The sequence below is a fragment of the Providencia sp. PROV150 genome (genome assembly GCF_028481025.1).
GTDB lineage: Bacteria > Pseudomonadota > Gammaproteobacteria > Enterobacterales > Enterobacteriaceae > Providencia > Providencia hangzhouensis.
This window is the reverse complement of sequence record NZ_JAMPPJ010000001.1, coordinates 180,146-200,535: the sequence shown is the minus strand read 5'-3', so window position 1 is coordinate 200,535 and position 20,390 is coordinate 180,146. Positions and strand designations below refer to the sequence as shown.

The 20,390-nt window shown below is 36.8% G+C and carries 16 protein-coding genes; 6 read left to right on the top strand and 10 right to left on the bottom strand.

Annotated features, from left to right (window positions below; all coding sequences use genetic code 11):
* Positions 1-141: 141 nt before the first annotated feature.
* The 7 genes from pepT to PSE83_RS00915 form a co-directional block, all read right to left on the bottom strand.
* Positions 142-1,374, bottom strand: coding sequence for a peptidase T (pepT, locus tag PSE83_RS00945; RefSeq protein WP_272660597.1), 1,233 nt, complete (start codon positions 1,372-1,374; stop codon positions 142-144).
* Between the two features lie 63 nt (positions 1,375-1,437).
* Positions 1,438-2,991 carry an AbgT family transporter gene (locus PSE83_RS00940; protein ID WP_262960443.1) on the bottom strand — a complete coding sequence of 518 codons (1,554 nt, stop codon included), beginning with the start codon at positions 2,989-2,991 and terminating at the stop codon, positions 1,438-1,440.
* Between the two features lie 294 nt (positions 2,992-3,285).
* Positions 3,286-3,693 (bottom strand): phosphate-starvation-inducible protein PsiE, encoded by a 408-nt coding sequence (gene psiE, locus PSE83_RS00935; protein ID WP_172412229.1) that lies wholly within the window; start codon positions 3,691-3,693, stop codon positions 3,286-3,288.
* Positions 3,694-3,876: 183 nt separating this feature from the next.
* Complete coding sequence (locus PSE83_RS00930; protein ID WP_262960444.1) at positions 3,877-4,290, bottom strand: GFA family protein; 414 nt, start codon at positions 4,288-4,290, stop codon at positions 3,877-3,879.
* 74 nt (positions 4,291-4,364) lie between these two features.
* Positions 4,365-4,634 carry a hypothetical protein gene (locus PSE83_RS00925; RefSeq protein ID WP_172767290.1) on the bottom strand — a complete coding sequence of 90 codons (270 nt, stop codon included), beginning with the start codon at positions 4,632-4,634 and terminating at the stop codon, positions 4,365-4,367.
* 167 nt (positions 4,635-4,801) lie between these two features.
* Positions 4,802-6,289, bottom strand: coding sequence for a DUF3999 family protein (locus PSE83_RS00920; RefSeq protein ID WP_272660596.1), 1,488 nt, complete (start codon positions 6,287-6,289; stop codon positions 4,802-4,804).
* Positions 6,286-9,159 carry a DUF2339 domain-containing protein gene (locus PSE83_RS00915; protein ID WP_004263360.1) on the bottom strand — a complete coding sequence of 958 codons (2,874 nt, stop codon included), beginning with the start codon at positions 9,157-9,159 and terminating at the stop codon, positions 6,286-6,288. Before PSE83_RS00915 ends, PSE83_RS00920 begins: the two co-directional genes overlap by 4 nt.
* Positions 9,160-9,744: 585 nt before the next feature.
* Here PSE83_RS00915 and PSE83_RS00910 point away from each other — a divergent pair.
* Both PSE83_RS00910 and glpX read left to right on the top strand, forming a co-directional pair.
* Positions 9,745-10,668, top strand: a complete 924-nt coding sequence (locus PSE83_RS00910) for an AEC family transporter (RefSeq protein ID WP_004263353.1) — start codon at positions 9,745-9,747, stop codon at positions 10,666-10,668.
* Positions 10,669-10,830: 162 nt separating this feature from the next.
* Positions 10,831-11,808, top strand: a complete 978-nt coding sequence (gene glpX, locus PSE83_RS00905; RefSeq protein ID WP_405030019.1) for a class II fructose-bisphosphatase — start codon at positions 10,831-10,833, stop codon at positions 11,806-11,808.
* A 75-nt stretch (positions 11,809-11,883) separates the two neighbouring features.
* Here glpX and dtpA read toward each other — a convergent pair whose 3' ends face one another.
* On the bottom strand, positions 11,884-13,350 hold the full coding sequence (dtpA, locus tag PSE83_RS00900; RefSeq protein ID WP_004263350.1) for a dipeptide/tripeptide permease DtpA: 1,467 nt from the start codon (positions 13,348-13,350) through the stop codon (positions 11,884-11,886).
* A 947-nt stretch (positions 13,351-14,297) separates the two neighbouring features.
* Between dtpA and PSE83_RS00895 the strand changes: the two genes are divergently transcribed.
* Positions 14,298-15,326: a tetratricopeptide repeat protein gene (locus PSE83_RS00895; protein WP_272660595.1), complete on the top strand. Its 1,029-nt coding sequence runs from the start codon at positions 14,298-14,300 to the stop codon at positions 15,324-15,326.
* Between the two features lie 113 nt (positions 15,327-15,439).
* Here the strand turns inward: PSE83_RS00895 and dpiA are convergent, their stop codons facing one another.
* Together dpiA and dpiB are read right to left on the bottom strand one after the other, a co-directional pair.
* Positions 15,440-16,120: a two-component response regulator DpiA gene (dpiA, locus tag PSE83_RS00890; RefSeq protein ID WP_004263346.1), complete on the bottom strand. Its 681-nt coding sequence runs from the start codon at positions 16,118-16,120 to the stop codon at positions 15,440-15,442.
* 1 nt (position 16,121) lies between these two features.
* The gene (gene dpiB / locus PSE83_RS00885) at positions 16,122-17,750 is read right to left on the bottom strand and encodes a sensor histidine kinase DpiB (RefSeq protein WP_094961213.1); all 1,629 of its coding nucleotides are present in this window, start codon (positions 17,748-17,750) and stop codon (positions 16,122-16,124) included.
* 368 nt (positions 17,751-18,118) lie between these two features.
* On the opposite strand from dpiB, the gene citC reads away from it, so the two are divergent.
* From citC to citE, 3 genes are read left to right on the top strand one after another with little or no spacing between them, the layout of a single operon-like run.
* Positions 18,119-19,195, top strand: a complete 1,077-nt coding sequence (gene citC / locus PSE83_RS00880) for a [citrate (pro-3S)-lyase] ligase (protein WP_036957829.1) — start codon at positions 18,119-18,121, stop codon at positions 19,193-19,195.
* Positions 19,192-19,488 carry a citrate lyase acyl carrier protein gene (gene citD / locus PSE83_RS00875; protein WP_004255457.1) on the top strand — a complete coding sequence of 99 codons (297 nt, stop codon included), beginning with the start codon at positions 19,192-19,194 and terminating at the stop codon, positions 19,486-19,488. Before citC ends, citD begins: the two co-directional genes overlap by 4 nt.
* Positions 19,488-20,384: a citrate (pro-3S)-lyase subunit beta gene (gene citE, locus PSE83_RS00870; RefSeq protein WP_004255459.1), complete on the top strand. Its 897-nt coding sequence runs from the start codon at positions 19,488-19,490 to the stop codon at positions 20,382-20,384. Before citD ends, citE begins: the two co-directional genes overlap by 1 nt.
* Positions 20,385-20,390 lie beyond the last annotated feature (6 nt).

Here is a 20,390-nt window from a genome sequence, read left to right as displayed (position 1 = left end):
TAAAAAAGTCATATACACTTTTTTATTTATTTTTGTTTTATTAAAAATAACTAAATTATAATTTACATGAATGAATTATGGGTATTAATAATTAAAGGCCACCTTATTGAGTGGCCTTTATATTAAGAATAAAATGATATGTTATTTTTTTCCAACTAAACGACAAATGGTTTCTGATACTAAGTAGCTTTTCTCAAAAGAGCTGATTGGTAAAAACTCAAAACATGAGTGGAAATTAAGTGCACCAGTAAAATAATTTGGGGTTAAGATACCTCTTGCTGATAAAGCAGAGCCATCCGTACCACCGCGCATTGGGATCACCTTAGGTTCAACCTCTTGAATTTTCAATGCATCAAAAATTAAATCAATCGCTGTACGGTCATCTCCTAATGAGTCGCTAATATTGCTATACACATCTACAATGTTGCACTCAATTTTTGCACGCGGATGACGCGCCTTTATTAACTCAATCGCTTGTTTTATAAAGTTTTTTCGAGCTGAAAAACTATGACGGTCAAAATCACGGATCGCCATTTTAATTTTAGCATTATCAGGATTTGCTATTAAATCTGTCACATAAAAGTAGCCTTCGCGATGCTCTGTATGTTCTGGGGTATCAAAACGATCAAAGCAACCAATAAAATCATGAGCCACACGAATAGGATTCAACAATACATTCTTAGCTGACATAGGATGTGCGGTAATACCTTTAATTGAAACTTCAATAGAAGCAGCATTAAACGTTTCGTACACAACCTCACCAAGAGCACAACAGTCAATGGTATAAGCAAAATCAACGTTAAAACGAGATAAATCCATAATTTTAGAACCGCGTAGGCCAATTTCTTCGTCGGGTACAAACGCAACGTAGATATCCCCACAATCAAAATCGGCATATTGCAGCTTATTCATTAATTCCATGACAACCGTTACAGCGGCTTTATTATCTGCGCCAAGTACGCTAGTTCCATCACTAAAAATAATCTCTTCACCGATATAAGGTGCAGCTTCAGGGTGCTCATCTGATTTAAACCAAATATTTTCTTTTTCATTTAAACATAAATCTTTGCCTTCATATCTTAAGGTTTGAGGCTTAACGATGGGAGATAACCCAACATCAACAGTATCTAAATGAGTCACAAAACCTATTTTTGGCGCTGAAGGCTTATTGCCTGGGCGCATTGCATATAAGATGGCACGGTCATCGATATAAACATCTTTCAAGCCATAACTTTCAAGCTCTTGCGCTAATAATTTTGCCAGCTCACGTTGCCCTTCTGTGCTTGGAACAACCGTGCTTGCTGCGTCACTTTGGCTTTCAATAGCGAGATAGCGGTAAAAACGCTGCTCTAATTGCTTACCTAATTCGTTCATTTTATATTCCTTGCATTAACTATATTTACCCTACCTATTTAATAGATAGGGTATTGGCCCTACTTATGGTGCAGGATGCCAGGTGTAACCGCTGTCGAAACCAATTGGGATATCAAAAGCCCAGAATAAATATAATGTTGAAGTTAAAATAATTAATAGCCCAACGGTGAATGGGATCATCATTGAGCACAATGTTCCTATTCCTGCATTTTTATAGTATTTCTGGCAATACATCAGGATTAATGGATAAAACGGAAACATCGGTGTGCTCACATTCATTGCAGAGTCGCTGACACGAAATGCCGCTTGTGTTAATTCAGGTGAAATTCCGACTGCCATTAGCATAGGCACTAATACTGGCGCCATAATTGCCCATTTTGATGTCGCAGAAGTAATCATAATATTTAAGATAGCCGTTAATAGAATAACGCCAAAAACGGTCATTCCAGATGGCATATCAAGTGTACGTAATAACTCTGCCCCTGAAAGCGCTAATAATGTGCCTAAATTAGAATGTTGGAATGAATATAAAAATTGGGCAGCAAAAAAAGCAAAAACAATAAATGGGATAAGTGACTTAGTAATATTTTCCATTGCCTTGACAACATCTTTTGTTGATGTAAAAGATTTCGTCATATAACCATAAACAATGCCTGGCAAAGCAAAGAAAATAAATAATAAAGGCACAACAATTTGCATGATAGGTGCTTTAGGGCTAGTTAAGCTACCATCCGGCCCACGTAATGGAGAGTTCTCTGGCCATAATAGTGCAAATAATCCGATACCTAAAGCAATTAGTACTAAACCTGAAATACGAAAAGCACGATTCTCAGCAGCAGTAATTTTACCTAAATTTTTTTCAGAATCAGTATCAACTTCGTTTGAACTGATTGGGCAGTTTTTATTTAGCCATGGTTCAACAATCTTCTCAGTGATAAACCAACAGGTAAAAATAACCCCGAATGTACCACCCAAACTAAAGAAATAGTTACATAAAACATTTACGCTATAACCCGGCGCTAGCATTTGTGCAGCATCTTGCGTAAAACTTTGCATTATTGGGTCAATAATTGATGGCGTATAGCTTGCAGTAAATCCCCCCGCTAAGCCTGCAAATGCAGCAGCAATCCCAGCTAATGGATGACGACCACTCGCATAAAACATCATTGCTGCAACTGGCATTAAAATGACATAGGCAGAATCTGAAGCAATATGAGAAACAATCCCCACAAACACCACTGTAGGCGTTAACATTTTTGGTGAAATAAACGACAACATTTTTTTCAATGCGGTATTAATGAAACCACTGCTTTCAGCAATACCAATACCTAATGTTGCCACTATCGTGATACCAAGAGGAGGGAAATTAATGAAGTTTTTAACTGCCGCAGTGATAAATAATATGATTTCCTCATACTGAAACATATTAACTATAGCAATTTTTTCTTTTGAAATAGGATGGTAATAACTAAAATCTACGAAAGAAAGCAGATAAGATAAAAACCAACATATAATCAGGGCGTACACAAACAGCATAGTCACATCAGGCATAACATTACCGATGCGCTCGACACGGTTTAAGAACCCTTTTTTCTTGGGAAGTGTTTTTGTTGTCATATTTACAAGCTACTTATGTTATTAGAATAGAAACTTTATAACAGTAAATAACCTATATATAAAAGTAAAATATTTTTGTGATTAGTTTTTACAGGATAAACCAGTTACAAAATAAAATATTAGAATTATTTATATTAATTTTAATTACCAAAAATTACATATCTTAAATTTTATTAACTTATAGATTTAAATGCAGGGTATATCACTTAAGTATTTGACTTCGAGTCTGCGCATACAAAAAAAGGAATAATAATTACACTTTTTTTGTATGCAAGTAAATTACACTAATGTATGTTATTCACGCTTTAATTTTTCAGTATTTGCAATATAAAGTGCAACGACTAGTACCAAAATCGCCCCTGCATGCAACAAAGTTGTCATAGGGTCACTATGATCAACGATAATTAAACGAATAATCGCAGTAATACCAATATAGATAAAATACCTTAACGGGAAATGATAGCCCGACATAAAATATTTTATTATCAAGGCAATAAACTCAAAGTATAAAAAATAAATGACAATGCCTTCTAACAACTCATAGGCCGTCGCCCCTTTTGAGCTACCAAACATTAATGAAGCCATTGTCACCGTTTCTTTAGCTAAAAAGAATACAAGTACGGCAGCGAGTGAGATCAAGCCAATATTTAATATCCATTGTAGTACCCACGCGATATTACTCGCATGACGCATTCCTTTCATACTATTCATTTGTTATTCCTCTGAACAACTTCTAAACCTAGTCATTACCTTAATTGTAAAACAAATTTAAGTCGACCGCATGACAAATAAGAGGTCAATTTAACGAATAGAATCAAAAAATATAGTCTGATCGACTGCCACTGCATTCCTTATTACTTACTATTAAATCTATAGCCACAGAGTTTAATCCGATGATGGGGACATCATTTCCATAATATCTTTCTCTGTCAACATGGGTGTTCTTTCAACAAAGTTATAATATTTGGGCTTACTATCTATGTAAATTTGCATACTCATTTGCGCATCTTTACTCTCTTTAAATAAAGCTGCTGATGCATAATATGTTGAAGGTGTGAGTAAATGATAAAAAAGGTGTGAACCACAATTCTTACAAAATGCACGTTCTCCCCATTGAGATGATACAAAAATTGACACAGACTCTTGCCCCTCTACCATTAAATCGTTACCACAATCAACACTAAAGCCAGGGCCGCCATTCCATTTTTGACACATTCCACAATGGCATACACTGACATGACTAATATCTTTTGCTGTTGTGATTTTTACAGAACCACACAAACATTGGCCTTGATGCATAGAATTTCCTTTATGTAGGTCGTAGATTTATTACTCAATATACGCATGTTTACAGCAAAAAATTCAGATATGACTTACTTTTCCTGTATTCTGAATTGTCGGCCAGTAAAACGTTTATCGTTAACAATATTACGCAACTGAGAACTATCAAGTTCTTTCGCTTCCCGTTCAAACTCTATATCTGCTTCATTTTGATCTGTATTTTGTAACACATACTCATACGCTACTTTATTGTGCGCTATAATTTCTGTTAATACTGTATTATTCGCAGCTTGAGCCGCTATTGAAAAGCCAGTCAAAATAACGATCATAATAAATATACGAGCTAGTAATGTTTTTTTCATCATTATCTCCTATTCCGTTATGACTGTTTTAGCGCAAATCCCTGTCAGAAAAAACAGGCTATAAGTAAGTGTTCTCATGATTAAGTAAAGAGACGTCAGAACTGTCAATGACGTAAATCGAAACCAAATAGGGTACTATTCCCTATTTGGTTAATACCAATATCTAGTTATAATTCTTCATGATTCGCCTTATCTGTAGAATTGACTTCTCTTAACAAATACCAGCAGAAATATATTAATACTAATATTCCAACAAATAACAATACCCATAAGGTAATCGTCAACCAGTTAAAACTACCGTCAACCACTTCCGTTATAGTTAGCCTATCTACACCACCCAACTCAATGATTGTATTATCAAGAAATAGCTGAGGATAATTTGTCATTAACTCATCAACGCTATCTGTTTTCCCTACAAGCTGGCTTGTGGTCAATTCATCAAAACTAGCTTGTTTATTCCCCCAAACAAGTAAATACGGAGCGGGACCTTGCAAATTAAAAATAAGGTTATAAGCATCTCGTTTTCCCGTTAGCCTTGGTGGCTGATCTTCCCAACTCCCTTTGAGGGCTGAAATTCTTACTTTCCCCACCATTTCACCATAGAGCGCTGTGCTCGGATTGCTAATTAAATCACCATCTATTGTTTGATTATATGCAACAATGTTAGTGAGTAATTTCCAGCTTTCACCTCTATCAGATGAATACTCTATTTTTAGTGGGATCACGCGGTTTGATTGTTGCAATTGTATTTGTAATTCACTCAGTGGCTGTGCTCTTGGTAATTGATAGATTATATGATCTTTTGAAACACCATCATTCGTCATCTCAAAATGAAATAGTTCTTGACGATAAGTTGAATTAAGCACGCTAGAGGTCGCATTGACCTTTAATAAGTCAGGTATAACAATATCTGGACCACTTACTATTACAGCCATAAGATAAGGTGCATTCAATGCCTTTGAGTTGCCATTTAATAACTCAATATTATTGCTTGCAATAGTTTCTGAATTTAACTTCAAATTCATAATCGGCTGATTTGTTGCTATATTTAGCCAATTTTCTTTGTCGTCACTGGCAAAAACAAATACCTTTGCCTGCCATTCTTTCTCGCTTTTAGCCCAGTCTAATACTAGGTTTTTAATTGGCGTATCTTTAGTTTGACTTTGATTTTTCGTTAATAAATAAGCCTGATAAGCCACGTTGTCTTTAACTTGCATACTAGGCAACTCAATTCTATTCACTTTGCCAGGGATAGATTCTACTAATAGATGTTGCTTTTCTCTACGCACATCATCATGGGAGTTAACGCTATCAACCTGAGTGACCAAACGCTGTGGTGTAAAAATGATCTTTTCATTTGAAACGGATTTTTCCGTATCAGAAAATAATACTGAAGGTATTTCATTACCAGTACCATTAAAGACTCGAACATCTTGCAACGTTTTGGGGTACGCTGAGTTCATATACGCATTTACGGGAAGCTCTAACCAGTAAAAAGGAGCCGATGAATCAAGCACATTTATTTCTGAGCCTTGATAAAAACTATAAGGAGTAACCTCTTCTACTGCCTCTGCATTCAAATGACTTGAGAACAATAATGACAATGAGAAGACTGCAATGAGCCTTACTAGTCCTGTATTTTTAATTAAACTCATGGTTGTATCTCCTTTTCAACTTTCCCTTTTGTATCTTTTGGTGGTAATGGCGAAAAATACCCAACAATTAAAATTAATAATGCAACACCAATAAAAGAAATTGCACGAGAAATACCACCTTGCCCGTATATATCAATTAAGAATAACTTGGCAATAACACAAGCAAAAATACCAGCCCCCATAAACCACCAAATTCGATTTTTCTTAATAGAGGCAATAATAATGCAGGCTAAGGCAGCCAGTGCCCAACTGATAGAAAGTACAGTTTGCACTAAGCGTGAATCATAAAGTGTGTCATAGCTCCAATTTAGCTCAGCAAAATCTGCTATTGCACGAATTAAAATACCGTTAAACCAATAAGCAGAAAGTGCAATTGTGACTACTAACAAACTACGTAAAACCCAAAAGTTAACCGCTGTTACTTTACGTATTTTTTGAGAAAGCCCTTTACGTATTAAAACTAACGTAGCGATACTAAATAACCCAGCTTCATCTAATGGATTGATTAACGGTATATAATTCCAAAATGTCAATTTACCATCTTCTAAATTAGCATAGCCGGATAATATAATTAGCCCGATAGCAACAGGAGTCATCGAATACCAATAAATCAGTCCATTACGTTTCATCGGTGGCATTCTATTTTGTTGTAGCCAATAGAGAACAATAACAGTTAGCGTTATGGCCATGACATAAATAAAATATCCCATTTCGTGCATGCCCCAAGGTAAAATGGAGACGAACCAATTTACTTGGGTAGCAATGAACGCAAGAATTAGCCATAAATTGGCGCTATGGAGTATTCTTTGCATCCAACGGTCACGAAGCTTATATGCATGAATAACAAATAAAACAGAACTACCTAAAACAACTGGCCATATGAGAGAACCTTCACCACGCCCCATTGGGTTTTGGTCGTTTAAGAAATCTAAACCAAGATAATAATAACCTGCAATCCATAGAATAGACTGGCAAAGAAGCAAAGGAACCCAATTAATATAGATAGCATATAAACGCCAGAACCAAACCGAAATAACAACCAAGACTAGAATAATAAAGCCTTCAGACTCACGACTCCATGATAAAATATCAGTAAATAACGGTAACCAGCACAACCAAGTCACCAAACCAATAATTAAGAATCCATAACTAAATAAAGTAAAGTTACTGTCTTCTTTACGACGAATATGGAAAAGCCCACCAGCCATAAAACAGGCTATTAATAGCACTGGAACCATATAAGTACTACTACGACTCCAATATAAATAAGGATAATCACTTAACAAAGTGATTGCGCTAATAACAATTAATAACGAGCCGATAGCCGCCATTTTTTTCTGGTTTTGCTGTAAACCGAACCAGAGGATTAACAACCCTTCTAATGACCAAATAATCGAGGTCCACTCAAATGTTAGCGCTAATGGAATAGCTAAAGTGATAAACCCAGCACCGATAATAATATTTGCTAACGCCATATTCTTGCCAGCGGATTTATAGCGTTTATGCACTTGTAAACCAGTAATCAGATATAACAAACCTACTATCAGTGAAATAAAGGCTGGCAGTAAACCTTCCCCTTCTGAAATAAAGAATTGAAGTGCAATACTGATAAAAGGAGGGACAAATAGAAGTGTATTATCAACAACCAATTGCTTACTGTGTTCAAAGCGTAGTGAGAATAGCTGTGTTAAGGCATTAAATACCACTAAATTAGCGATAATAAAAAGTTGGCAAGATAAATAATAGTCTGACTGGTAATTATCTAACCCCCATAAAATGGCAACACCATAAGTCATCACCATACCAACTAAATTTAAAGGTCGCCAAGCTTGCAACACACTAATAACTAAGATACCAATTGATAACATCAAATAATAAGAAAATAAAACAACATGGCTTCCACCGCCAGTCGAAAGCAATATAGGTGCTAAATACCCACCTATCGATGCAAGAACAGCTAAACTAATTGTGCGTTGCAATAATGCCAAAGCAATACTTGCCGCGCAAATAAGTAACATAAAAGCAAATGCCATCCCATAAGGCATCATCGTATACAGTTTAAATGCAGCAAAAATAGTAATATACAAGCAACCAATTGCCCCCCCTTGTAAAATCAACCCAAATAATGCCTTTTTATTCCGTAGCCACCAGCCAGTACCTAATAAAGCTAAGCACCCTACTGCGCTGAAGATTAAACGCATTTGAGGTGAAATAATTTCATTTTGCACACTGTAATTCAGCAAATATGCGACACCTAGGAATAACAGTAGGATACCAATTTTAGCAACCGGGTTTCCTTTCATTAACCAACTAAAGAAATGATTGAATATTGATTTATCGTCACTGGCAGTATTTTGCTTTGTCTCAGGTTGATTTTGATTAAACCGATTTGCGTCTACTCGCTGTGCTTGCGTGTTATCAAACCTATTCGGATTGATACTTTCATTACTTAAAGGATGATTAAGGGAATTTTCATGGGTAGTTTGTTCCCTAATGAGAGGCGAGTTTTCTGTATCCGATAAATCATGCTCTTTTTCAACTGGCAGATAAGTCACATGGCTCATTGAGGAAATTTCTTGCTGTTTGTCTTGTTTAGCATCAACACCCGAAAGAGATTCGCTCCCCTCTTGCTCTATGTGCGTATTTTGTATTTCATCTAAACCTGATTGGGAAGACGTCACACTATCGACAGATATACTTGGCGTGTATTTAGCGTTTAAAAGCTGGGCTTCTAATGAAGAAACCTTCTGATTTAACAGCGAAATTTGGTACTGCATCCGACCTGTTCGATTGATGGCAATGATAGCAAGTATCGGAGCTAGCACTAGCAGGAAAACGAATACAAGTCCTATTAGTATCCAAGTGTCCACAAATAGGTTTCCTCATAAAAAAATTCACAATTTAGAATCTGGAAAATAAAGGCTGTGATTACTGCTAGTGTAGATAGCATTGATCCCCTTGCCAACTGAATGTAATAAACTGTTACAAAATAATTCATTACATCCTGCTTTAGGTATACTCCTGATAAAAGAAACAATACCTTTCTTTGATGATTTATTAATACTCTCGTCAGTCATTTTAGTAACTAAGAAAACCCTTAATCATCGTTTAATGACTATTTTTCTCATAAAAAAAACAAACAATTGATTAAGCGCCTATATTTTTTGATGCTCTGTTTTTGATGATCATAATAGTACTAATAAAATTTTATTAGTACTATTATTTTTATTATGTTATGTATACAACACCTTTAACATCAATATATTAATCTAATAATTACTATCCTTAAATGACTATGATTATTTAAAATCACATTAATTAGTTTCTTTATTAAACACTGCTAAAAATATATATTTTTTAATTTAAATAAAAGTAACCACAAGGGAAAATATTAACTGTCATTTCACTGACTTTTATAAAGCAAAACCTACCGAAAAATATCAGGAGAGTTTTTAATGCTAATTCACATTATACTTGCCGCTTTAGGGCCCATAGTTCTTGGATTAGCCGTTGGTTGGCTATCGGGTAAATATGGGTTTATCAAACGAGAGTATTCCCAAGCCTTTGCTGACTTTGTGGTTAAAATAGCATTACCGTTTGCATTATTTCTTGCAGCCGCACAAGCACCACCTTCAGTATTGCTCAATATTGACTATTTATTAGCACTAGCCGTAGGACTAATTGCAACGTATGTGATTGGTTTTATTTTTGGTAAGTTTATTTTTCGCCACACTAAAAAAGATGCGGCTATGCAAGCATTATCGGTGTCTTTTCCTGATATGGCCTACTGTGGGCCACCTGTATTACTTGCAACTGTCGGGTCATCAGGCTTGATAGCTATGGTATTAGGTAACCTGATTTATACCGTTATTATTATCCCATTTACTCTATTAATGATCAGCGGATCACAGCAAGGTAACAGTATCTTAAAATCAGTTGGTAAAGCCATTGCTCAACCCTTAGTTTTTCTCCCTATTCTAGGCGCAATACTAGCTATTTTAGGTGTTAAATTACCTGAAATATTACAAAACTCGGTAAACGAATTGGGCAAAACCGCGGGCGGAGTCGCTCTATTCTTTCTTGGTCTGCTCCTTTCAGGGATCAAACTTACAATTAGTAAGGAAATTATATTTAACGTCTTTATTAAAAATTTTGTTCAAGCCGCACTCATTTTAGGCACTGGACTCGCCTTAGGTTTACAAGATGATTTACTTAAAGCCGCGTTTATCATTGGTGTACTACCCACGGCGACCGCAGTTCCCGCATTGGCTATTAGCAACCAAGCCTATACTGAAACCTCAGCAGGAACCGTGTTATTAAGTACATTAGCCGCATTAATTTCGATTATCGGTGGTATCACTATCGTCGAAATGCTTTAATTATCAAATAAATAGTTGCCTATATTTAGGCGACTATTTCATTATGGCACCAAATTCTCTGATGATTTAATCACCCATTATTTGCCAGACAGATCACAAAAAACGTATCATAGTGATAAGTACTTTTCTTTTATACATCTGGGATATGAACAAAAAATGAAAATTAGTGATGAGTTAGCTTCTGCTATCGCTTCCGTTACCGAGGTTGCAGCAGTGGCTGCCTTCGATTGGGTGGGAAAACAAGATAAAAATGCCGCAGATAAAGCCGCTGTAGAAGCGATGAGAAATCGCCTAAATGAAATTGATTTTCACGGTAAAATTGTCATTGGTGAAGGTGAAATCGACGACGCTCCCATGTTATATATTGGCGAACAAGTTGGCAAAAAATCAGGTTCTATTGGCTTAGATATTGCGGTAGATCCTATCGATGGAACACGTATGGTAGCGTGTAATGAAAAAAATGCCATTGCCGTACTTGCCGCGGCTCCAACAGGAACACTACTTCAAGCACCTGATATGTATATGGAAAAACTTGTTGTTGGGGCTGCCGCTAAAGGGGCCGTTCATCTGGCAAATCCCCTAGAAAAAAATTTAGAATTCCTTTCTTCTGCACTTAATAAACCCATTTCAAATCTTTCAATCGCAGTGCTTGATAAACCTCGCCATCAACATATTATTAAAACTATCCGTAGTTTTGGTGCTAATGTGATTACCATCCCTGATGGTGATGTCCTCGCCTCATTACTTACTATCCTTCCTGAACATCCCATTGATATGATGTATGGAACTGGCGGCGCTCCTGAAGGCATTATCAGTGCAGCTATCGCTCGTGCTTTAGGCGGTGATATGCAAGCAAGACTAATTTCGCGAGATAAAGCCAAAGGAAATAGCGAAGAAAACAAACAACTCGCGGCACAAGAAATATTGCGCTGTCAACAAATGGGGTTAGAAATTGGTGAAGTGCTATCTTTAGACCAGATGGTGAGTACTTCTGATGTCATATTTGCCGCCACAGCTATCACACCAACCATCTTGATGGATGGTGTATCAATAGATGCGTACAGCCGTATTTCAAATACCATTTTGGTTAATGGTAGTGACCGCTCGCTAAAACTGATTAATAATCGCTATTTTAATTAATACGTCTATTACCGTATGTCACATATATCAAAAGGGCTTTTTAGCCCTTTTGATTACTGCGATTTAAGATGAAAATTAACGCTCAAGAGTCATACGATTTAACATCGGAGCGGTTAAAACCATCACAATTGCAATCACACCAGTCACTAAACCAATCTTCAAGAATACGTCACTGTACACAGCCAAAGATTCGACTTTGCTGGTAAGTTCACCTTCTGGTGCTGCTGCCATTGAAGCAACGTACCCTGCAATAAATGCGGCCGCTGAGTTTGTTAAGAACCATGCGCCCATAATAAAGCCCATTAAACGCTGTGGAACTAACTGAGCTACCATCGCAAGACCAAGGCCTGAGATCATCAGCTCACCAATACTTTGGAAACCGTAACAAATAACCAGCCATTCAACAGAAACAATCCCCGCTTCATTTGCAAATTTTGCACCTAATGGCAAAACTAAGAATGCAGCAGAACATAACAACATACCAATCGCGAATTTATGTGGCATTGGTAAGTTATCGCCCATTTTATTATAAATCGCGGCTAAAATTGGGCTTCCAATCATGATCCATAATGGATTCAGAGCTTGGTATTGTGCGGGTTCAATAGAAAAACCAAAAACTTCATGTTCTACGTTATGTAATGCAAAAAAGTTTAATGATGTCGGCATTTGACTATAAAGAACGAAGAATACTATCGCTTCAAGCATTAAAATTAATGCAACAATCATTCGACGGCGAGCCGTACCTTTCAGTGCTAATGTTTCTTTGATAAAGATAACTAGAATACCCAAAGAAATAATCGCTAATGCTGTACGAGCGATACCGAGGTTATGCAATAGCCATGTAGAAATCGCGATTAATGCAATAACCCCTGCTACTGTAGCAACTAATCTTGAAAGAACAACAGGAGCAAAGTCAGGTTTTGAGCCATGTTGAGAAACCCATTTTTTACACATATAGAAGTTAATCAATGTGATAATCAGGCCCACAACACTAAGAGAGAACGCGACATCCCAACCATAATGTTTTGCTAACCATGGCGTTGCAATCATTGAGAAGAATGAACCAATATTAACGGACATATAATACATGGTAAATGCGCCGTCTAACCGTGGGTCATCTTTTTCATAGCAGGTCGATAAGAGTGATGATGGATTCGCTTTAAATAAACCATTACCAACTGCAATGGTTGCTAAACCAACATAAACCATCGATACATCATGCCCTGAGAAAGCAACAAATGCATACCCTGCAATCAGAGTGATTGTTCCAAGGACAATGACACGTTTTGTTCCAAGGACTTTATCCCCTAACCAACCGCCAACTGCAACAAAGCCATAAACTAATGCTGCAAACGCTGAGAAAAGTGTAATTGATTCTGTTTCTGACATACCCAGCACTTGGCTTAGGTATATTGGAAGGATCCCTTGAAGACCGTAGTAACCAAAACGTTCCCAGAGCTCGATAGAAAAAATAAGATAGAATGAGCGAGGTTGCTTAAACGCGTTAAGACTAACTTCCTCTTTGTTATTTGTTGTGGACACAAGTTACCTCTAGTACAACCTGTACATATGCAAAAAAACCACGGAACGCTCTATGCGCTCTCGCATTGTTATGATCTCAAGAATTCAAAGTTGAAAAGATTCACTTTTGGTAGGAGGAGTATCATTCCCTGACCTCAAAACAAACAAAACTGTGTGTAGACTTGTTTATGGATCTCAAACATAAATTCAATGAGTTAAAGCATATTTGATTATTTATTCAACATTAACTGGCAGATAACCCGCCAAGAACGCAATAATCAATTAAGCCATATACGTTATTTATGCACCAAAATTAAAGAATTAGCTAGTATTAATTGCTACATCAATTGAATTTAATCGTGATTTACTTCAATTTTTTACAAAATTGCCAAATTATTATCGATTACTAATTAGTCATTTGTTTATTAAATGTTAAGAATATTGTTCTATAGTGAAACTATAACGCCCTATTTATAACCCTATGATTTATTGCTGTAAGCGTTATGGGAAACTAAAAATATCCATAACAAATGAGCACTTTTTTCTTTTATGATAAGAAAGGATTTAGAGAATAGCAGCTGAATAGACATTCAAACTGGAATTTTGGATAAAAAAAAGCCCAGTAACAAACTGGGCATAATGCATTCTACTCAAGGATCTTTTGCTAAATTCAAACTATCACTACGTAGGTGCATTATTACATTACTTCGTGTAAAGAAATGAATGATGAGGGTAAATATATGAATGTTTACGCAAGCAAACAGTATATAGATACTAATAAGACTGGCTAAGAAGGAAAAAAGTTCATCTTTTTTTTAAAATTTTTATCTATTCTTTGCCTAATGTGCTAATAGCAACAATTAACCATTTGATTTATTAGAATTAATATAAAATGTTTTTCATATCATTGCAGGAACTTATCTAACAAGATAACTTAGCCATTAAGAGCTTAGTCCAAAGGATGTCATGTGAAAAAAATATTTTTATTGTGTTTTATCTTTATTAACGTATTTTGCCCCCCTGCTTTTGCAGAAGAAACAACGCCACTAATAAATGAAAAAACACTAATTGCACTTGCGGAACAAGGCCAAGCCGAAGCTCAATTTAACTTAGGAATGTTTTATCAGTCTCATCAACAGTTTGACCAAGCTTTACACTGGTACCTTCTTTCTGCCAATCAAGGTTTTACAAAAGCACAAATTAACCTTGGCCTGATGTACCAGCAAGGAACTAGGGTAGAGCTAGATGAAAAACAAATGCTGCATTGGATGAAAATAGCAGCCGAAAGTGGTGACCCTATTGGCCAGATGAATATGGCCGAATATACCTTATATGGCATCAATGATTTATTAGAGAAAAACCCAGAAAAAGCTGAACGGTGGCTAAAAAAAGCGGCTGAACAACATTTTCAACCTGCGATGCTCACCCTCGCCTATTGGTATGAAGAGGGAAAAGCTATCACAAAAGACCCTCAAAAAGCCCAAAAAATATATCTTGCTCTTGCTGAAGAAAACCATCCACAAGCTCTGTATTTATTAGGCTACCAAGCAGCAGTAGGTATGTATGATAAGGTAAACTACCCTCTCGCGTTTCAATATTTTACCCGTGCCGCAGAATTGGGCTTTTCCCCCGCCCAAAACAGCTTAGGTATGTTGTTCTTAACTGGACAAGGTACCAAAAAAGATATCCAATCAGCTATAAAGTGGCTAACCCTAGCAGCTGAACAAGGTGAAGCTTCAGCTCAATTTAATATCGCGCTTATCTATGCGCGCGGTGATGGTATCAAAGCCGACCAAGCAAAAGCCTGTCACTGGTTTATCAAAGCCGCTCAGCAAAATAGTGCCGATGCGCAATATGCAGCAGGAGCTTGCTACCAATATGGTATGGGTGTTGAGGCCGATGATAAAAAAGCCCTACGCTGGTATCAACTCGCAGCCGCTAAAGGCCATGAGCGGGCTGAAAAGAAAGTGTTAATTTTAAAAAACCAGCAACAATAAACTCTATTTTTTCAACTTACTGCTGTGCCACTGATATAAGTAAGATAAAGAAAATCTGCATTGTTTATAACCAATGCAGAGCTTCTATCGATATATACTATTAATTCAAACACTCACAACTTGGCACGGTAAATCCGTTGCGGTCGGCCAACTTTGCCATACTCAATTTCAGCTTCAATTTTATCTTTCGCTAAACAATACTCCAAATAACGTCTTGCTGTAGTACGACTAAGTTTGATGGTTTCAGCAATACTTTCTGCCGTATATTGCACATCAGGTTCAGTAAATAACGCGAGTATTTTTTCAAGTGTAATGATATCAATACCTGTTGGAAGTTCTTCCTTTGATTCCCCTCTCGCATAGGTATTAAACATATCGTCAATTTTACTTTGATTGGTTTTGCTATTTTCCTGTACAACAGATTTACGTTGAATATACCTATCCAATGTTTGGCCTAAACGTTCATAAGCAATTGGCTTCACTAAATAGTCAAAAACACCTAAACGAATAGCTTCAGAGACTGTGTCCATATCACTTGCGGCCGTCGTAAATACAATGTCTGCATTATTTCTTTCTTGTATTAACTCATGAACTAGGTCAATGCCTTTTCCATCAGGTAAATAGTTGTCTAACAAGATAAGATCTGGCTTCATGTATTCAATCATTTTTCTCGCTTCCGCAAGATTACCTGCAAGCCAAACTTTGTCACATGCAGGATAGGCTTTTATATATTCGCTGTGCATTTCGGCAAGCAGCAACTCATCTTCCACTATGAGGATTTTTATCTTGATCATTTTATATCTTCACTTTCGGAATAAAAATTGAAAATACTGTACCATGCGGTTGATTTTCTTCAATAATCACTGCACCATTACAGCGTTTAACATAAGATGCAACGAGATATAACCCGATACCATGGCTATCTGCTATATCTGTTTTCGTTGTGACACCACGCTCAAACCATTTGTCTTGAATTTCTGACGGGAAACCACATCCCTGATCAGCGACTTCAATGACAATCTCCTTTCCTTCATCTGAAAGGTATAACTCAACTTGCTTATTACCCTGATTATTTTTCAAACTTGCTTCAAACGCATTATCGAGTAGATTACCCAAAATGGCACAAAATTCAGTACTATTTAATGAATCAGGTAATTCATGTAACTGACTACCCGCAGTAAATTTTAATTGTAAGCCTAGTTCTTTGGCTCGGTGGTGTTTACCAAATAATAAACCAGCAACTTGCTTATCAAAAAACTGCCCACGGAGTGTATCAATTAATTGTTGCTGAGATTCTGACTCCCCTTTAATTAGCGCCAACGCTTGGTCATATTCTTTCATTTGCAATAAACCGCTTAATGTTGACATCCAATTAAGGTGCTCGTGCCGTAACGTACGTAAACTTTCTATATATTGGCGAACTTGAGTCAACTGAGAGTTTAGCGATTCAATATCATTTTGGCTACGAAAGCTAATGACCGCCCCCACAAGATGTTCCCCATCACGAATGGCCACCCGGTTTGCAATCACGTTTAGACCATTAAATTCGCAAATCACATCATGCTTAGTCGTTTCAATATCGGTAATAAAAAAGTCAGCTGGCGAGATATGCTCCGACACAAAAGTCCCTGTTAACTGCCCTAGCGGCTTGCTTAGAGATAACATTTTCCGGGCATTAGAGTTAATATTAATAATCTGCCCTTGTATATTCACTGCGATAACACCTTCAAAAACAGCTTCAAATATCCCTTTTTGTACTAAGACTAATTGGGTTATTTCCTCAGGTTCCATACCCAACATTTGTTTTTGAATTAAACGTGAAAATGCCCATGATAAGAAGAGCAATATAATCAGTATCCCTAAAAAAGTGGCTCCTGTTTGTACGAATAACTCACTGAGTGATGTTTCTATTTTGTTGGATAGATAGCCAATAGAAACAACACCGATCACTTTACCTTGCTCATCAAAAATGGGGGTTTTTGCTCTAACAGCATTCCCCATTGAACCTTCGCCATTGATAAAATAGCTTTCCCCTTTCTCTAAGGCTCCTGGTTTGTTCCACTGCATTTGAAAACCAATTTTTTGACTATTTGGGTGATACAAACGAATCGAATTTTCATCACCAATAACAACATAATCGTAGTTAGAATCTTGGTTTAGTTTGTCAGCGATAACCTTCAACCCAGGAATATCTCTATACTTTACGGATTGAACAACACCATCAATAGAAGCAATCAGCTTTGCTTGGCTCATTGCTAACGATTGAATGTTCGCAATCAATCGATTTTCAGCTGTGTCCGTAAAATATTTACCCAGCCCGAGAGTTAAAAAAACAGAAACTATTAATAACAGAAAAAATACTCGTACTGAAAATGAAACTGAATTTACTTTTTTCAATGAGGAGAACGTATATTCTTTTTTCATGTTATATCTCGTTACTGGCTGAAAAGTAAAAATTTTGTTAACTCAAAAATGGTAGAATAACCGATAAATCGGATTCAAGCCAAAGATATAATACACATATTAATAATTAAACACATTAAAACCAAGCAATAAAAAACATATTCAATAATTAAAAACTTTAAAACCATTAAACAAATACAATCTCATTTGAGAAACATGAAATAGGTCAAATATATTAAATACAGTATCTTTAATATAAATATCAGAGAGGGTAATTAAATAAAAATTTATATTTGTTTTTATAAAAACAACCTAAGAGAATTTATTTAATTAACTTTAACATTAGCAACATTTTAAAAACATCTCTAAATGAGATGCAGGATACTATTATGTTCGAAAACATAACGTTTAACCAAGTAAAACGTCATGAGAACAGGAAACTTGCTGAAATAACTCAGTTTTTAAAGGAAAACGATTTAGAACTTGATTCAAGTATTGACGTTTTCATTACGATTTCTCGCAATGAAAAATTAATTGCGTGTGGAGGATTAGCAAAAAATGTTATTAAATGCGTTGCTATTAGCGATGATGCTCGAGGTGAAGGCCTTGCATTAAAATTAGCAACAGAACTGGTTAATCTTGCTTACGAAAATAATACAACTCATTTATTTATTTATACCAAATTTCAAAATGAAAGCTTATTCCAACAATGTGGTTTTCATACCATTGCCACAGTTCCTGATATTATGGTATTGATGGAAAATAGTTGCTGTTATCTAAAACGTTATATCGAAAGTTTAAAAGCACAACGTAAGGAAGGAAAAAAAGTTGGCTCAATCGTTATGAATGCCAACCCCTTCACTCTTGGGCATCGTTATTTAATAGAGCAAGCTGCGAAGGCCTGTGATTGGCTACATCTATTTGTTGTCAAAGAAGATACCTCACGTTTTCCTTATAAAGTTAGATTAAATTTAATTGAAGCAGGAACCAAAGGAATAGAAAATCTTACTATTCATAAAGGTTCGGAATATATAATTTCTCGAGCGACTTTTCCTTGTTACTTTATTAAAGATAAAACAGTTGCTAATAACTGTTATACCGAAATCGATATTAAGATTTTTCGTCAATATATTGCCCCTGCTTTAGGGATAACCCATCGATTCGTAGGCTCGGAACCTTTTTGCCAAGTCACCAACCAATATAACCAAGACATGCGCTTTTGGTTAAAAACCGATGCTATGAATTTTCCACCTATAGAACTCATTGAATTTCCGCGAACAATCATCAATGGAACGGCTGTTTCTGCCTCACAAGTTAGACGATTGCTCGCTAAAAAAGATCTTGCGGCGATTAAGCCGATTGTGCCTGAGGCAACCTATCAATATTTACAAGAGATGGTCGCCAATCAAGTCGCATCTGCTCAAAGCCACACCGAAAGTTCTGAATTAGCCATAGGTGAAATATGAAGATAAAGCATGCAGCAGTAGCTGGCACACTTGAATCAAGTGATGTCATGGTTCGCATAGAGCCACTAGAAGACACTCAAGAGGTCTCAATACAAATTACCAGTAGTGTTGAAAAACAGTTTGGGGATGCTATCGCAAAAATCGTACAAGAAGTTATCCAGCAACATGATATTCAAGGGGCACAAATCATTGTAGATGATAAAGGAGCACTAGAATGCGTACTCAAAGCCCGCTTAGAAGCCTTATTGGCTCGCGCTTGTGATATCGACTATCTGCCTTGGGAGGATAAATAATGACTCCAGAACAAAAATCACGCACACGCAGAAGTATGCTGTTTGTTCCCGGTTCCAATGCAGCTATGTTGAGCAACTCCTTTATTTATAAAGCAGATGCTTTAATGTTCGACCTTGAGGACTCCGTCACTTTGCGCGAAAAAGATACGGCTCGTCGCTTGGTTTACCATGCATTGCAGCACCCACTTTATCAAGATATTGAAACCATTGTACGGGTCAATGCATTAGATTCCGCTTTTGGTGTTGCTGACCTTGAAGCCGTTGTTCGCGGTGGTGCGGATATCGTCCGCCTTCCTAAAACGGATACGGCACAAGATGTTATTGATATTGAAAGTGAAATCTTGCGTATAGAAAAAAGCTGTGGCCGCGAAGAAGGCAGCACAGGTTTGCTAGCCGCTATTGAATCACCAATGGGCATCACTCAAGCTGTGAATATTGCTCATTCATCACCAAGACTTATAGGCATCGCATTAGGTGCCGAGGACTATGTCCGCAATTTGCGCACCGAGCGGTCTCCAGACGGCGTAGAACTCCTCTATGCTCGGTGCGCCATTTTACAAGCCGCTCGATCAGCAGGTATTCAAGCGTTTGATACCGTTTATTCTGATGCTAATAATGAAGAAGGTTTCCTACGCGAAGCCGCTCACATAAAACAGCTCGGCTTTGATGGCAAATCATTAATTAACCCAAGACAAATTGAGTTACTTCATAATTTATATGCACCAACTCAAAAAGAAGTCGACCATGCGCAGCGTGTTGTTGAAGCCGCTGATGCCGCAGCCCTTGAAGGTAAAGGCGTAGTTTCATTGAACGGAAAAATGGTCGATGGCCCAGTTATTGACAGAGCTCGCCTCGTATTATCACGAGCAGCATTATCAGGAATTAGGGAAGAGTGAGGCAAT

Bases quoted from the DNA above. Each gene is read 5' to 3' on its own strand.
- pepT (WP_272660597.1), bottom strand. From the start codon at position 1,374: ATGAACGAATTAGGTAAGCAATTAGAGCAGCGTTTTTACCGCTATCTC.
- PSE83_RS00940 (WP_262960443.1), bottom strand. From the start codon at position 2,991: ATGACAACAAAAACACTTCCCAAGAAAAAAGGGTTCTTAAACCGTGTC.
- psiE (WP_172412229.1), bottom strand. From the start codon at position 3,693: ATGAAAGGAATGCGTCATGCGAGTAATATCGCGTGGGTACTACAATGG.
- PSE83_RS00930 (WP_262960444.1), bottom strand. From the start codon at position 4,290: ATGCATCAAGGCCAATGTTTGTGTGGTTCTGTAAAAATCACAACAGCA.
- PSE83_RS00925 (WP_172767290.1), bottom strand. From the start codon at position 4,634: ATGAAAAAAACATTACTAGCTCGTATATTTATTATGATCGTTATTTTG.
- PSE83_RS00920 (WP_272660596.1), bottom strand. From the start codon at position 6,289: ATGAGTTTAATTAAAAATACAGGACTAGTAAGGCTCATTGCAGTCTTC.
- PSE83_RS00910 (WP_004263353.1), top strand. From the start codon at position 9,745: ATGCTAATTCACATTATACTTGCCGCTTTAGGGCCCATAGTTCTTGGA.
- dpiA (WP_004263346.1), bottom strand. From the start codon at position 16,120: ATGATCAAGATAAAAATCCTCATAGTGGAAGATGAGTTGCTGCTTGCC.
- dpiB (WP_094961213.1), bottom strand. From the start codon at position 17,750: ATGAAAAAAGAATATACGTTCTCCTCATTGAAAAAAGTAAATTCAGTT.
- citC (WP_036957829.1), top strand. From the start codon at position 18,119: ATGTTCGAAAACATAACGTTTAACCAAGTAAAACGTCATGAGAACAGG.
- citD (WP_004255457.1), top strand. From the start codon at position 19,192: ATGAAGATAAAGCATGCAGCAGTAGCTGGCACACTTGAATCAAGTGAT.
- citE (WP_004255459.1), top strand. From the start codon at position 19,488: ATGACTCCAGAACAAAAATCACGCACACGCAGAAGTATGCTGTTTGTT.